14 protein-coding genes are annotated in these 15,561 nt (G+C 50.5%); all 14 read left to right on the top strand.

Translation table 11 applies throughout. The annotated features are described in order from the left end of the window. Window positions 1–391: 391 nt before the first annotated feature. The 14 genes from FH749_05240 (at window position 392) to FH749_05175 (ending at window position 15,545) form a co-directional block, all read left to right on the top strand. The gene (locus tag FH749_05240) at window positions 392–946 is read left to right on the top strand and encodes a hypothetical protein (GenBank protein MTI94880.1); all 555 of its coding nucleotides are present in this window, start codon (window positions 392–394) and stop codon (window positions 944–946) included. A gap of 1 nt (window position 947) precedes the next feature. Beyond that, complete coding sequence (dxs, locus tag FH749_05235; GenBank protein MTI94879.1) at window positions 948–2,849, top strand: 1-deoxy-D-xylulose-5-phosphate synthase; 1,902 nt, start codon at window positions 948–950, stop codon at window positions 2,847–2,849. Further along, a complete protein-coding gene (locus FH749_05230) occupies window positions 2,822–3,622 on the top strand; it encodes a TlyA family RNA methyltransferase (protein ID MTI94878.1) in 801 nt (266 codons plus the stop codon). The genes dxs and FH749_05230 overlap by 28 nt, the downstream gene beginning before the upstream one ends. A gap of 90 nt (window positions 3,623–3,712) precedes the next feature. Then, window positions 3,713–4,201 carry a hypothetical protein gene (locus FH749_05225; protein ID MTI94877.1) on the top strand — a complete coding sequence of 163 codons (489 nt, stop codon included), beginning with the start codon at window positions 3,713–3,715 and terminating at the stop codon, window positions 4,199–4,201. 5 nt (window positions 4,202–4,206) lie between these two features. Beyond that, window positions 4,207–5,058 carry an NAD(+)/NADH kinase gene (locus FH749_05220; GenBank protein ID MTI94876.1) on the top strand — a complete coding sequence of 284 codons (852 nt, stop codon included), beginning with the start codon at window positions 4,207–4,209 and terminating at the stop codon, window positions 5,056–5,058. A gap of 12 nt (window positions 5,059–5,070) precedes the next feature. Then, complete coding sequence (gene recN / locus FH749_05215; protein MTI94875.1) at window positions 5,071–6,801, top strand: DNA repair protein RecN; 1,731 nt, start codon at window positions 5,071–5,073, stop codon at window positions 6,799–6,801. Between the two features lie 210 nt (window positions 6,802–7,011). Next, the gene (spoIVB, locus tag FH749_05210) at window positions 7,012–8,325 is read left to right on the top strand and encodes a SpoIVB peptidase (GenBank protein ID MTI94874.1); all 1,314 of its coding nucleotides are present in this window, start codon (window positions 7,012–7,014) and stop codon (window positions 8,323–8,325) included. Between the two features lie 53 nt (window positions 8,326–8,378). Continuing rightward, window positions 8,379–9,158, top strand: a complete 780-nt coding sequence (gene spo0A / locus FH749_05205) for a sporulation transcription factor Spo0A (GenBank protein ID MTI94873.1) — start codon at window positions 8,379–8,381, stop codon at window positions 9,156–9,158. A 67-nt stretch (window positions 9,159–9,225) separates the two neighbouring features. After that, entirely contained in the window at window positions 9,226–10,356 is a 1,131-nt protein-coding gene (locus FH749_05200) for a hypothetical protein (protein MTI94872.1), read from the top strand. Further along, window positions 10,329–11,111 (top strand): hypothetical protein, encoded by a 783-nt coding sequence (locus tag FH749_05195; protein MTI94871.1) that lies wholly within the window; start codon window positions 10,329–10,331, stop codon window positions 11,109–11,111. The genes FH749_05200 and FH749_05195 overlap by 28 nt, the downstream gene beginning before the upstream one ends. Then, complete coding sequence (locus FH749_05190) at window positions 11,108–11,776, top strand: glycosyltransferase family 2 protein (GenBank protein MTI94870.1); 669 nt, start codon at window positions 11,108–11,110, stop codon at window positions 11,774–11,776. The genes FH749_05195 and FH749_05190 overlap by 4 nt, the downstream gene beginning before the upstream one ends. Beyond that, a complete protein-coding gene (locus tag FH749_05185; GenBank protein MTI94869.1) occupies window positions 11,767–12,558 on the top strand; it encodes a hypothetical protein in 792 nt (263 codons plus the stop codon). Before FH749_05190 ends, FH749_05185 begins: the two co-directional genes overlap by 10 nt. Before the next feature lie 101 nt (window positions 12,559–12,659). Beyond that, window positions 12,660–14,333: a sigma-54-dependent transcriptional regulator gene (locus tag FH749_05180; protein ID MTI94868.1), complete on the top strand. Its 1,674-nt coding sequence runs from the start codon at window positions 12,660–12,662 to the stop codon at window positions 14,331–14,333. A 111-nt stretch (window positions 14,334–14,444) separates the two neighbouring features. Continuing rightward, entirely contained in the window at window positions 14,445–15,545 is a 1,101-nt protein-coding gene (locus FH749_05175) for an amino acid dehydrogenase (protein MTI94867.1), read from the top strand. Window positions 15,546–15,561 lie beyond the last annotated feature (16 nt).

Raw genomic sequence — 15,561 nt, 5'->3', positions numbered from 1 at the left:
AAGAGGGGCTGTGTGCAGTGTAGCCTGCCTTGAGCGAAATAGGTGGATTGCGGTATTCCGCGCAGCTGGCGTTGGCCTACGCCAACTGTGCTCAGGCGCTTGAAACCTAAATTGCAAAAGAGGCTAGGGCAGAGGGTTGTACCGTTGAGGAAAGCTCCTAGGCTGTTCTGTAAAGAGGCTTGGCAGGGATTAAAGTGCGGTCTCAGTGGCTATCTGGCGCCGACGTTAGTCGGGGCGGGGCTTAAAGGGGAACCGCCAGTCTGGCGACAGCTGGTGAACCGTTGGGAAAACCTGCTAGACCTAAGCCGCAGCATTTACTTGCCAAGCTACCACCCCTTACATATAAGATGTCTGAATCGGAATTGAAGTCGGAAGTCAGAGGTGAGTTCTTTTGGCTAACGGTAAGCAGTCAATGCGTTGGTTGCGCAATATTTTATTATGGACTTTTTTTTTATCCTTGTTTTTTAATATTGTTTCCCAATCACTTTTAGGCTGGCTTGGACTCATTGGGTCGTTATTGGTCTTGCTGGCAATAATCTTGCTGGGGGTTGTGTTTGATACAATCGGCACTGCTGCCGCAGTTTCCTCTTTGCCACCACTGAACGCCAAAGCCGCTAAACGATTGCCTGGCGCCCGCCAGGCATTGTCTCTGGCCAAAAATTCCGAGCAGGTAGCCACGTTCTGCAATGATGTGGTCGGAGATATCAGTGGAATTATCAGTGGTGCTGCAGCTACGGCAATCATCTTTCAACTGGCCACTGATAATATTATTGCAGAAAGCACATACTTAAGTATAATTCTAACCGCATTGGTTGCCTCCCTGACGGTTGGCGGCAAGGGGATTGGCAAGACCTTGGCTATTAACAGGGCGCCGGATATATTAATGATTGCCGGAAGAGTAATATTTTACGTTCAAAAGCTTTGGCCTGGAAAGCGAGGCGCTTAATATGGAGAGAATTTTGGATTCAATAGCCCAACCAACGGACTTAAAAAATTTGTCTGTCAATCAACTTAATAAGTTGGCGGAGGAGATTCGCCAAGAGCTTGTAGCTGTTGTCAGCAATACCGGCGGCCATCTGGCATCCAATCTCGGTGTTGTTGAGCTTACCCTGGCGTTACACAGCGTATTTGATTCACCTACAGATAAAATTATCTGGGATGTAGGGCATCAGTGCTATGTGCATAAACTGATAACCGGGCGCCGCAATCGGTTTAAGACGATACGCCAATTTGGCGGGCTTTCCGGTTTTCCCAAACGTTCTGAGAGCAGTCACGATATAGTTGAAACTGGGCATAGCAGCACCTCGATTTCCGCTGGCCTGGGAATGGCCATCGCCCGGGACTTAAACCAGGACGATTATCATGTTGTTGCTGTGATTGGCGACGGTGCGCTTACTGGCGGCATGGCATTTGAAGCCCTGAACCATGCCGGGTGTTTGCATTGCAATCTAACAGTGATTCTCAATGATAACGAGATGTCAATTGCTGAAAATGTTGGCGGTCTTTCCGCCTATTTAAGCCGGGTGCGGACAGATCCAAAATACACCCGGACCAAGCAGGACATTGAGTTTTTATTGCGCAGGATTCCTGCGATTGGCGACACAGTTTACAAGACAATGGACAGGGTCAAATCCAGCCTGAAATACCTTTTGGTCAGCGGAATGATATTTGAAGAGCTGGGCTTCACATACCTAGGGCCGATAGACGGTCATAATATCGGCGCCATGCAGAAGGTTCTGGCAAAAGCGAAACAGTACCAGGGTCCGGTTCTGATTCATACAATTACCAACAAAGGCAAGGGTTATAAACCGGCGGAATTAAATCCAGCTCTTTATCATGGTGTCGGACCCTTTGACAAAGAGACTGGGGAGCTGAAAAAAAACAACGGTGATTCCTATACCAGCGTTTTCTCAGAAAAATTATGCGCCCTGGCTGAAAATGATCCTCGAATCGTGGCAATTACAGCTGCCATGCCTGACGGTACAGGCCTTACAAAATTTGCCCAGCGGTTTCCCGGACGGTTCATCGACGTAGGCATTGCGGAACAACATGCGGTAACCCTCGCCTCTGGTTTGGCCCGTTCCGGCTATCGGCCGGTGGTGGCTGTATACTCTACTTTTTTGCAACGGGCCTATGACCAAATCCTCCATGATGTCTGCCTGCCCGAGTTGCCCGTGGTGTTTGCTGTGGATCGGGCCGGCCTGGTGGGCGCGGATGGAGAGACGCATCACGGCTTGTTTGATATCTCGATGCTGCGTGCGATCCCCAATATGGCAATAATGATGCCCAAGGATTACCGGGAGTTTGAGCAAATGTTGCAACTCTCCGTTCAGCATAACGGACCGATTGCTGTCCGTTACCCCCGGGGCGGCGCCAAAAAGCTGCCTGTTACCTTGTCTACGCCGATGGCGCTGGGTAAAGGCGAATTGTTGCGGGATGGCCGGGATCTGGTTCTGATTGGTTTGGGCACCACCTTGCCTGCTGTCCTGGAGGCCCAAAGTCAATTGGCCGTCAGGGGGATTAGCGCCGCGGTAATCAACCCCCGGTTTGTCAAACCCCTGGATAAAGATTTGCTTTCCCAGACCATAGGACGGTGCGGACGAGTGGTTGTTGTGGAGGAGCACGTGACGGCCGGCGGCCTTGGCAGCGCAATCGCTGAGTTTTGCAGCATGGCGGGACTTACGCCCAGTCTCCGTCTGCTGGGGGTTGGTGACGGTTTTGTTACCCACGGCACACATCAGCAGTTATCAACCGTTTGCAGGCTGACCAGCTCCGATATCGTTGACGCAGTTGATAAAATAATGGAGGATGGCGGCAGTCAATGGCAGGAAAAAAAAGGCTGGACTTGATTCTTGTCGAGCGTGGCCTTGCGGAAACCCGTGCCCGTGCCCGGTCCCTGATAATGGCTGGCCAGGCAATGGTTAATGGCGAAACTGTGGACAAGGCCGGATTTTTGATTGCAGAGGGGACCGTCGTCAGTTTACGTGAGCCCAACCCGTATGTCAGCAGGGGCGGACTCAAACTTGCTAAAGCTATCGATGAATTCGGCCTTGAAGTGGGCGGTCGCATCGTATTGGATGTTGGCGCGTCCACAGGCGGGTTTACCGACTGCTGCCTCCAGTCAGGGGCAGTCTTGGTCTACGCTGTCGATGTCGGCTACGGCCAGCTTGCCTGGAAACTGCGGGAAGATGAGCGGGTAATTAATCTCGAACGGACCAATATTCGACATCTCCAAGCGCAGGCTTTCACCGCGGGCGTGCCGGATTTTTGCTGTATAGATGTCGCTTTTATTTCCCTTCGCCTTGTGTTGCCGGTAATCGCCCGTTTACTTGCGCCGCCGGCAGAAGTGGTGATGTTGATCAAACCGCAGTTTGAGGCGGGCAGGGAGCAGGTCGGCAAAAAAGGAGTAGTAAGGGATCCTGAGATTCATGTTCAGGTTTTGGATTCGGTGTTGACTGTGGCCAGGAAAGAGGGGTTTTATTTGTCCCACTTGGATTTTTCACCTATCCAGGGCCCCCAGGGCAATATTGAGTATCTGGCCCATGGAGGCTTTGATTCCCGGTTCTCTAGCAATCCTCCGACTCCCGCTGAGGTCGTTGACGCTGCACAGGCAAATTTCTGAAAAACCGTTTTCCGGTTTTTTTTTGTTAATCGCAGGAATAGCGTGGCGTTTGTGGAATTATACAGGGAACGCTTTTCAGGGGGTGGTCCCTTGCTTACAGCTTTTGACTATGCACTGATCTGCAGTTTCGCGTTTTTGATTTTGCTCTACAGATTTGTGCGGGATTGGTATGGATACCGGGAAACACCTCGCAAGCTCGAACATGAAGCGGCCGAGTTTTTGCAAGAGCAGGGTTATAGGATTCGGGCGCTGGCTGTGGTAAAATATTTGGACTTTCGCATTGACGAGCGCAAGCATCTGCAAAAAGTGCGGGCGGATTTGGTAGTCACCAGCGGGTTTAAAAAGTATGTGGTGGAGGTAAATGCTCGGTCCGGTACCAGTTCGGTACGGAACGCCGATATTCGCCGCAGGATCCTGGAATATCAGATTGCTTTTAATCCCCACGGCATAATCAGTGTCGATATGGACAAGGGAAAATTGCGAACGATTGTAATCAGTAATCGGAGGATTGTTCAACATATTCTGGCTATGGCGACGGCGCTTTGTCTTGGCGCTGTGCTGTACCTTTTGTTGAGGTAGATATTATGAAATCAGTAGCAATCATTGCAAATATGGCCAAGCCAAACGTTCAGCAGGTGGCGGAGCGCATCTATGCATGTCTGCGCAAGCAGGGAATTACAGTTTGGTGCCAAAAGGAACTGAATTGCGGCGAGCAGAAGCTGGAAACCTGCGGGCCGTTGCCGCCTGTAGATCTGATTATGGTTTTGGGTGGTGACGGTACATTTCTCAGCGTCGCCCGTCATTATTGTACGCTAAACATCCCGTTTTTGGGGGTAAACCTGGGTCACCTGGGTTTTTTAACGGAAGTTGATCTTGCCGAGTTGGAGACAGATCTGGCTAAGCTGGTCAACGGCGAATACTTTATTGAGAAGCGGAGCATGTTAAGCGTCCGGGTTCTGCGTTCAGGTCAACTGGTTGAGCAGACCTTTGCCCTCAATGAAGCGACAATCACCAAGGGACCGCTTTCCCGGATTATCCGTCTCGACGGGTATGTGGATGGGGTCCTGGTCGGCAATTATCATGGAGACGGGCTAATTGTGTCAACGCCCACGGGGTCAACCGGCTATTCTTTGTCTGCCGGTGGGCCGATTATTTCGCCCAACGTCCGCGTGTTCGTAATAACGCCTATTTGTCCCCATACACTACAGACGCGTCCGGTGGTGGTCGATCAGTCGGCAAAAATTACAGTCGATGTCGGCTCCCCCCAACAGGAAATTGTCCTGACTGTCGACGGTCAGCACAGTATGTATCTACAAAATTCAGATCGGGTAGAAATCGAACATTCCCGTTATGTTACTGCGCTAATTCGCCTGCGAGGGAAAAACTTTTTTGATATCTTGCGCTGTAAACTTATGGAACAAACCCGGAGGGGGTAAGGGGGAGTCGAGATGTTGCGGGAACTCAGCATCGAGAATTTTGCACTAATCGATAAACTGACAATCTCACTGAGCAGTGGCTTGAACATCCTATCTGGTGAGACCGGCGCCGGTAAATCAATCATCATCGATGCCCTAAATCAGGTGGTAGGCGCCCGGGCTTCATCCGAATTGGTACGCAGCGGCGCTGAGCGGGCAGTGGTAACAGCTCAGTTCGACAGCTCGGAAATAGTAGGGGAGCTGCTGGCGGCCAACGGGCTCGATTCAGGAGACGAGACTGTAATTTTACAGCGGGAAGTGTATGCCGGGGGTAAAAGTCAGGCCCGGATTAACGGTCGGCCGGTAAACCTCGCCCAGCTCAGGGAGGTTTCCGCCGTTTTGGTGGAAATCCACGGCCAGCATGAGCACCAGACGCTTCTCAATCCCGCTGCCCATCTGGCAATCTTAGATAGTTTCGGCGGCCAAGAACTATTGTGCTTGCGACAAGAGTACCATAGTTTATGGCAAGAGCTTCGAACGCTCCAAACTGAGCTGGCTTCGCTGCATGGTGATGAGTTTGAACGGGAACGTACGTTGGACTTGCTCCAATACCAAATCAATGAAATTCAGCAGGCGGAACTTGAAGCAGACGAAGAAGATAAGCTGTTGGCTGAACGGAAACTGTTGCTAAACGCCCGGCAATTGCTGGAGCTTTGTGAACAAGGTTATAGCAATCTCTATCAGGGGGAGGAGCTGCAGCCGGCAGTGGTGCAAATCCTTGGCGCGCTGGTGGAAGGATTAAAGCGTTTTGATGGTTTGGACGGCAGTTTAGATCAGGCAGCCGGACAATTGGAGGAATCATTGTATACAATAGAAGAGAGTGCCCGGCAGTTGCGCCAGTTTGTTGACGGCTTTGATTTCGATCCGCAACGCTTGGAGGAATTAGAGCAGCGCCTGGATTTGATTAATGATTTGAAACGAAAATATGGTGGCTCCGTTGAAGCTGTACTCAACTGGCTGGAACAAAAAACTGCGGAGATTGAGGCGATACGGGCTTCTGAACAGAGGCATGGGCAGTTGGTGACGGAGATCAAAGAAGTTTCCCGCAATGCCGGAATAGCGGCGGGTAAATTATCTGCTTGCCGACGTAGAGTTGCTGTTGATCTAGCTCAGAAAATCGTAGCCGAGCTCAGTTATCTGCAGATGAAAAACAGCCGGTTTGAGGTTCAGTTCGATTGTACAGAATCAGAAACAGGAATACCTGTGGACGCGAAAAATCTACAGGCCACGGAAACCGGAGTTGATCAGGTGGAGTTCATGATTGCACCCAACCCGGGCGAGCCCTTAAAACCCTTGGCAAAAATAGCTTCCGGCGGCGAGATGTCCCGAATTATGTTGGCAATTCTCAACATCCTGGCAACAGCGCAGCCGGTGCAAACCATTGTTTTCGATGAGGTTGATGCTGGGATTGGTGGCAGGGCAGCCCAGGCAGTTGCAGAAAAGCTCGCCTCCGTCTCGATACAAAGGCAAGTGCTCTGTGTGTCGCATCTGCCACAGGTAGCGTCTATGGCGGACAGCCATTATTACATTATGAAGGAAGCGGCAGCCGGCAGGACCCAGACCATGGTGCGAAGACTGGATCAGGAAGGCCGGGTCGAGGAACTGGCCAGGATGCTGGGAGGAGCAGAGGTTACACCTGCGACCCTTCGACATGCCCGGGAGATGTTGGGGTTGGCCGGAAAAATCAAGGCAAAATCAGTTTAAAAAATTTTAAACAGGGCTGTGCTAACAACCCTGTTTTTATTTTTATAAGCAGGAAGGGAAAACCAACCGAAAAATATATAATTCCCAGACTGGGTGAAAATTATTAGGTCAGCGAGTTATTAACAGCATATAAAGCATCCCAGACGGCAAATTTAAAACTAGAACTAAATACAGGTTGCAGGTGTGGTGGTAGAGGAGGAAACACACAATTTGCGAAACAGAATAATCACAGCCGTTGGCTTGTGTTTACTGACTGTCGTGATGTTGACAGTTCCCGCATTGAAGATGCTGGGGAGCTTCCCCACTGAAGTTACCTTGTTTCAGGGTGAGGAACAACCGTTTGATTTTGATTTGCCCTGGGGAATCGAGCTTTCGGATAAAGGCCTGCAAGATATGGCCGGAAAACTGGATGACATGCTGTTTGACACAACAGAGATTGGCAGCTACGATTTATCGCTTAAATTCATGGGCATATTGCCCATGGGTAACTTGCGGGTCACGGTTATTCCACCCCTGGAATTGATGCCTTCGGGACATTCCATCGCCGTAAAATTATCGGACGAGGGAGTTTTGGTCAGCGGTCTGGATGCTGTTTACACCGAGGCAGGCGCTATTGAACTGGCCCGTGAGTCAGGTTTTCAGGAGGGAGACATAATTGTTGCTGTCGAGGGGAAGCCTTTGGTCAATATTGAACAGTCGGCTGCTGTTCTGGACGAATTAAGCCAGTCTGGGGAAGAGTTGGAGTTCAGTGTTCTGCGGGACGGAGAAACAATCAGACTGCGTATACAGCCGGAGTACTGCCAGCAACTAAAGAAAAATCGACTGGGTTTGCTGTTACGGGATACAACCGCCGGTGTAGGGACCATGACCTTTTATCATCCCGAAAGCGGTATCTACGGCGCGCTGGGTCATATGATTACCGACGGCAGTGGCAACCAACCGGTGGATTTAAAATCCGGACGCATTGTGGATGCTGAGATCATCGCAATTGAGCCAGGCGCAAGGGGTAAGCCGGGCGAGAAAAAAGGAACAGTGGATGCTGAGCAACAATCTTTAGGCAGTATCAATTTCAATACTGAACTGGGAATTTTCGGACATTTATCCAGAACTCCCGAAAAAAATGTTCAGCAGGCGCTGCCTTTGGGATTGCGGCATCAGGTAAAAACAGGTAAGGCAGAAATTCTCACCGTCGTTAAAGGCGACAAAATAGAACGCTTTGAAATTGAGATCGAAAAAGTTTTTATCCAGAATCAGCCATCTAGCAAAGGCATGGTGATTAGAGTCACTGACGTCCGACTGTTGGAAGCGACAGGCGGGATAGTTCAAGGGATGAGCGGTAGCCCGATTATCCAAGAGGGGAAACTGGTTGGCGCCGTGACCCATGTGTTTATCAATGAACCAGATCGGGGTTATGGATGTTTTGCAGAATGGATGGTAATTGAATCAGGTTTGTTGTCAGAATTAGAGTCGGCTCTGCCTCCAGATTATCTGGAGGCTTTAATTTATAATTTGCAGGATATTTGAACTTTAATGTAGAATGTTTTTCCAGTAAGTAAAAAATGAGGGGATTGAAGGGTATGATATCTGTAGTTGTTGCTGACGATAACAGGGAACTATGCAATTTAATTTGCGAATTTATTTCCGCACAGCAGGATATCAAATTGTTGGCTGTGGCAAATAATGGACTCGACGCTGTCGAAAAGGTGGAAAAGCATCAGCCTGACGTGCTTATTCTCGATATTATTATGCCCCATTTGGACGGATTGGGGGTTCTTGAGCGACTGAATTCAAATGGCCAGTATCGTCCCCGAGTGATTGTGCTCACCGCTTTTGGTCAAGAAAACATAACTCAGCAAGCATTGCGTTTGGGCGCCGATTACTATGTTCTCAAACCGTTTAATATAGAGGTTTTAATCAAGCGAATTCGAGAATTGCAAAATCCAGCTGGTCTCGAAACAGCAGCTACCCGTGAACACGCTGACAATACATATTCAACTGAAAAGGGCCCGGACTTGGAAACCCAGATTACCGAGATGCTGCATGAAGTTGGTGTGCCTGCTCATATCAAAGGCTATCAATATTTACGTGTGGCGATTACTCTGGTTATTGAGGACATGTCGATATTGAACAGTGTCACCAAAAGTCTTTATCCCGAGATTGCAATACGGTTCCACACTACTCCCAACCGGGTAGAGCGGGCAATACGCCATGCAATTGAAACTGCCTGGGAACGCAGTGATTTAGAAACAATCAACAAGATGTTCCGGTATACTATACGCAATGACAAGGGCAAACCGACAAATTCCGAATTCATTGCTTTGTTGGCTGATAAATTGCGACTAAAACTGAAAAATTAAGGGCTGCGGCCCTTTTTTCATTACCCGGATAAGCTGGGACAGGACATGCAATACTAGTTTTGATGGGGTGAATGAATTGACTGCAGGCAGGTTCAGGAAAGGCAGACGGACGAAAGATTTAATTCCTTTGTTAAAACGAGGGGATATCGCGCTGATAGGCCACCGGGATTTGGATTTGGTTGCCGCGGAAGGCCTGGCCCTCAGCGGCGTCGTCGCGGTACTTAATACCGAAAAGTTTATTAGTGGCCGCTATCCCAATGAGGGGCCCTCGCTCTTATTGGCAAAAGGGGTCAAGCTCTATGATATGGTCCCCGAAGAATTGTGGAGTCTTGCCGACGGAACAGATGTATCCATTTCCTCCGACAATCGGCTTCGAGGCGGTTCCGCGTCGTTTCAGCTGGGGGCGCCTCTGACTGCTGAAGCGGTAGATTTGCTGCTCACCTCGACCCGGGCCAACCTGACAGAGGAGCTGGACCGGTTCATTGAAAATACGCTGGAATATGCCAAACGGGAAAAGGATATTGTCCTCGGACCCCTGAAAATTCCCCCCTTGGAACATAGTATTCATGACCGCCCGGTGGTCGTGGTCGTTCGCGGTCGGGATTATCGGCAAGATCTAAAAATAATCTCTGATTATATTCGCGAGCGTCATCCCCTGCTATTAGCAGTTGACGGAGGGGCTGATGCGTTGCTGGAACAGGGTTTAAAACCAGATATAATCCTCGGAGACATGGACAGTGTCAGCAACCGAGCCTTGCAATGCGGCGCCCAATTGATTGTTCATGGCTACAGTGATGGCAGGGCGCCCGGTTTGGAGCGTCTGTACACGCTGGGGCTTAAAGCCGATGTATTTTGCGCGCCTGGCACCAGCGAAGATGTGGCAATGCTTTTGGCCCATGCCCAGGGAGCAGACTTAATTGTCGCCGTGGGCACCCACTCCAACATGGTCGATTTTTTAGATAAGGGGCGGCCCGGAATGGCCAGCACCTTTCTCACCCGATTGCGGGTGGGTGACAAGCTTGTGGACGCAAGGGGATTGAGCAAATTGTATCAAACCGGGCCGGGTCCGGGATGGATAGCAGCCTTGTTCGGCGCTGCCCTGCTGCCGGTTCTCGCCCTGCTCTATGCGTCATCTGATTTTCGACATTTAGTGAGTTTGCTGATTTACAAATTAAGCGCTGCGGTGTTGGGGGGCTGAAAGTGACCGGGTATAAACAACATCTGATAACGGTAATTGGCATTTTTATTGCTTTGGCGATGGGTATATTTATCGGCAGCACCACCAGCGATGATATAATCATCCGGCAGCAAAGGGAAGTAATTCAGGACCTGGAGCAAAAAAACAACCACTTACATGAAAATTATGTTTCGCTGAGCCAGGAGTTGGAGGAATTCAGTACGTCAATGCTAATGGCCCGTCAGTTAGTGGAGCAGTTGACAGAGTGGTATCTGCAGTTGAATCCAATCCAGCAAAAGGTGATGTTGGTCCATGATGGCAAGGATTTTATGCCGGCGGAACTGGGGAGTTACCTGATGGAAAACGTGATTGATGTCCAGCTTTTGCTGGGGGATGTGACCAGTAAAGCCGCAACTTTGGTGGGCAGGGCAATAACTGACGGTAAAGAATATTATTTGGGTCCGCTCCAGGATAATTTGTCTTTTGAAGGCGAGTGGCATGCTCCGGATATCGTTGTGCTTGTTGTGGGCCCGGAGACCAACATGCAATTTATAACTGAGCTCGGCGGTTTTATGTTGGACAAAGGCATGCCGGTGGTGGCTGTTGGCAAGGGTCAGCGAGGGTCACTTGCCGGACTGTTTGAGCACGCGCTTTACTCGTCGGTCTCCCATCTGGATACCCCCCACGGTCTGTACAGTCTGGCGGCAGTGCTTCATGGTCAGTCTGGCCATTACGGACACGATTCCGTTCTTTTCCCGGGGGAGGCAGGGCAGTGAGAATCTCGGTCATAGTTCCGGCATATAACGAATCGGAGAAAATCACTGTCACTGTTTCGGCCCTAAAATCGACCTTGCCGGCGGCGCAGGTAATTGTGGTGGATGATTGCAGTACTGACGATACCGCAACGAAGGTACAGGGAAAGGGGGTAGCCCTGATACGTCATCGGCGCAATTGGGGCAAAACAGCGGCTGTTTGCAGCGGGCTGGCCCGGGCCACTGGCGATGTGATACTTTTAATCGACGGCGACATGGGACGTCACGCCCGGGAGGCGGCAAAATTACTTGTTCCGATTGTCAGTGGTGGTTGCGATATGGTGATTGGCAAATTCATTCATTCCGCTGGCGGCGGCTTCGGACTGGTGCGGTCATTGGCCAGTTACGGCATTCTCATTTTAACTGGACAGAGGCTTCAGGCGCCGCTTTCCGGTCAGCGGGCTGCCAAAAGAGAAGTCTTGGAACGCTGTCTGCCGGGAACAGGCGGGTTTGGACTGGAGACGGAGCTGACGGTTCGGGCGCTGAAACGCGGTTATGTGGTCAAGGAAGTGGACACAAACTTTGTGCATCAGGGGCATGGCAAGACGCTTCAGGGCTTTAAACACAGGGGAAAACAGTTTTTGGCTGTTCTGGGGGCCCTGTTCCGGGGGGCAGCTGGATGGCGGTAGCAGGTGCAATAGTTATTGCCGGATTAGTTACATTGCTCTGCCAGCAGCCGGTGGCAAATATGCTTGCGGGAAAACTAACCCAGGCCAATTACCAGGGAGTGCATATCCCCACGGGAGTTGGGATTGCTATGCTGCCGGCAATAATCTTGACGTTTACGCTAACCAGTGTTGACCGAGAGCATTCAATCATACTGTGGCTTACTGCAGCCTGTATGGGCGGATTTATCGATGACGCAATCGGCGACCATGAGTTCAGAGGTTTCGTGGGGCATTTTCGGGCACTGTTTGCCGGTCAACTGACTACAGGGATTGTCAAGGTGGCCCTGGTTGCAGGCGCCGGCTGGCTGGTATTTGTTCCGCAGCTTAATATCCAGGCACTGGCGGATTTATTAACTGCCTTGCTAACAGTAAATTTGTTTAATCAATTGGACCTGCGCCCCGGGAGGATGCTTAAGGGCGCCCTGCTACTTTTGGCGCCGATTGTTCTGCTAACCACCGGGCAGGGGCAGCTGCTGGCAGCAATCGGCACCGGTGCGGTCTTAGGCATTCTTGGCGGCGATATCCGGGCCAGAATTATGTTGGGCGATGCTGGCGCTAATTTGGTGGGAGCGCTGGCGGCAATGGCCTTGTTCCTGACACTGTCCCCCAGCGGACGGTTATTGGCTTTGCTTTTCGTTTTCGTTCTCAATCTGGTGGGAGAACTGTATTCTTTTACACGATTAATACAGCGTCTGCCAATCCTAGGTTGGTTGGATTATTTGGGCCGGCAACGGCAGGAATAAATTAGACCGGTGGCGAATACCCCATAGTGCAAAATTATGCAAAGGGGGCATCTGGTTTGAGTGAGCTGCCACCGATTAGTATCGAAGCAATTGTCAATACGATGCATGATGGCTTGGTCGCTGTCGATGTTCAGGGTAAAATCACCCACATTAACTCTGCTGCGGCGGAGATTCTCGGCACCCGCAGAGAACAGGCGCTGGGAAAACCGGTGGGAACGATTATACCTAATTCCCGTTTGCCGCGGGTGCTGGCTTCGGGCGTTGAGGAGCTGAACAAACAGCAACAGCTGGATGATCAGATAATCCTCACCAGCAGAATCCCATTGCAGGATGATGCCGGCAAGGTTATCGGAGCAATGGCGGTGTTTCGAAATATCTCAGAAGTGCGTAAACAAGCCGAAGAAATTACAAATCTCCGGGAAATTCAGGGGATGCTTGAGGCAATTATCAATGCTACCCAGGACGCAATCTCTGTGGTGGACACCGAGGGCAAGGGGATTCTCTTTAACCCTGCCTATAAACGCCTGACCGGATTCGCCGAATCTGATGTCTTGGGCAAACCGGCCACAGTAGACATTGCCGAAGGCGAAAGCGTTCATATGCGGGTACTGTCGGAAAAAATGCCAATGCGGGGCGTACAGTTGCGGGTTGGCCCGGCAAAAAAAGAGGTGCTGGTCGATGCGGCGCCAATCATTGTTAATGACCAGCTTAAAGGCAGTGTGGCGGTAATTCACGATATTTCTGAGATCAAGCGGCTCACGGAAGAATTGGATAAGGCCAAACAGATTATTCGGACGTTGGAAGCAAAATATGATTTTAATGATATTATCGCCGAAAATCGGGAAATGGTCCGGGCGGTTGAACAGGCGCGAAAAGTTGCCGAGACCCCGGCAACAATTTTGTTGTTGGGAGAGAGTGGCACCGGTAAGGAGCTCTTCGCCCATGCAATTCATAATTCCAGTAGGCGTCGTTATAATCAGTTTATTCGGGTGAACTGTGCGGCGCTTTCTGACAATCTGCTGGAGAGCGAGTTGTTTGGTTATGTTGAAGGCGCTTTTACCGGCGCCCGTCGCGGTGGCAAGAAGGGACTGTTTGAACAGGCCAGCGGCGGAACCATTTTTCTTGATGAGATTGGCGAAGTAAGTTTAAGCGTGCAAGCCAAACTGCTGCGCGTCTTGCAGGAGAAGGAGATTACCCGCGTTGGGGACACCGCTACAATTACTGTCGATGTGCGGGTAATTGCAGCTACTAATATTGACTTAGAGTCGGCAGTAGTTGCCGGCAAATTTAGGGAAGATCTCTATTACCGGATCAGTGTTGTGCCGATTTATATTCCGCCCCTGCGCACCCGCCGGGAGGAGATTCCCCGATTGGCAAGACATCTTTTGCGCAAGTTTAATCAGGAATACGGGCGTGTGGTGGAGGATTTGTCTCCAGAAGTTTTGGAAACATTACAGGCCTACGACTGGCCGGGAAATGTGCGGGAGTTGGAGAATGTCCTGGGACGGGCGATCATAAACATGCGATTCAATGAAACGATCATTCGTCCGGGACACTTGCCCGAGTTGAACAGCGAAATGCCCCGGGCGGTGGATGCGGGGGTAACCGAGGCCGATGTTGCGGCATCGCTGGATGAAGCAGTCGGCCAGTTCGAAAAGCAATATATTCAGCGTATTCTGGAGCGCAATCGGGGAAATAAGACCCAAACGGCGCGCGACTTGAATATCTCGCTGCGCAGTCTTTATTATAAGATTGAGCGCCACGGCCTTGCTTGAACAATGTTGCATGCATATTTTTGCACGGTAATGAAATCTTTTGCAAGGGTGAGCAGTACAGACACAGTCGTACTGCTCACCCTTTTTTGGCATAATAATTGCATTGTATAAATGGTACAAATAATAAGGGAGGTAGGGGGCTTGAAGATTTTTGAGACTATGGCAAAGGAAGGTCATGAACAGCTGTTTTTTAATCATGATCGCACCACAGGGTTAAAGTCGTTGATAGCCATCCATGACAGCACTCTTGGACCGGCGTTAGGTGGATGCCGGATGTGGAATTACGACACCGAAGAGGAAGCTGTTCTGGACGTATTGCGGCTATCCAAGGGGATGACCTTCAAATCCGCGGTTTCTGGTGTGGACTATGGCGGCGGCAAATCACTTATCTGGGGCAATCCCGCTACAGACAAATCCGAAGGCTTGTTCAGGGCTTTTGCTCGCTATGTCGAGGTACTTAACGGCCGCTTCATGACCGGGACCGATGTGGGAACCACCTTTGATGATTTTGTTATTGCGCTGAAAGAAACCAAGTATGTTGGGGCATTGCCGGCTGAATATGGTGGCGGTGGCAACTCTGGAATTATCACTGCATATGGCACCTGGCGGGCAATCAAGGCCGTCGCCAAGGAGCTGTTTGGCAACGACGAGCTTAAGGACAAGGTCATCGCTGTCCAAGGGCTGGGCAAGGTTGGTTTGCATTTGGTAGGACACCTGATTGAAGAAGGCGCCAAGGTTATTGGTTGTGATATCAACGAAGACAACATAAAGGCTGTACAAGAGAAATATCAGATTGAGATTGTGGCTCCCGACAGTATTTATGACGTGGAATGCGACATCTATTCTCCCAACGCATTGGGTGGCGTGCTCAATGACGACACCATCCCTCGGTTGAAGTGCAAAGGTATAGCCGGCGCTGCCAATAACGTTCTGGCAGAACCAAGGCACGCTCAGGCAGTCGCCGACCGCGGCATTCTTTACGCGCCGGATTATGTTGCCAATGCAGGCGGTCTGATCCAGGTAGCTGACGAGTTGGAAGGTTACAATAAAGAAAGGGCTTTCCGCAAGGCGTCCATGATTTATAACCGTTTGTTGGATATCTTTGCAGCCGCCAAAGAACAAGGGATAACAACCGATGAAGCCGCGAACAAGCTTGTCGAGCAGCGGTTAAACGAAATCGGCCGGATTACAAGGAATTATGTAGGGAAATAGTATAACGAGGTGTAAA

The organism is Bacillota bacterium, assembly GCA_009711825.1.
Taxonomy (GTDB): Bacteria; Bacillota; Proteinivoracia; order UBA4975; family VEMY01; genus VEMY01.
Note: the sequence above shows the minus strand (reverse complement) of the source record. Positions and strands in the feature narration are given on the sequence as shown.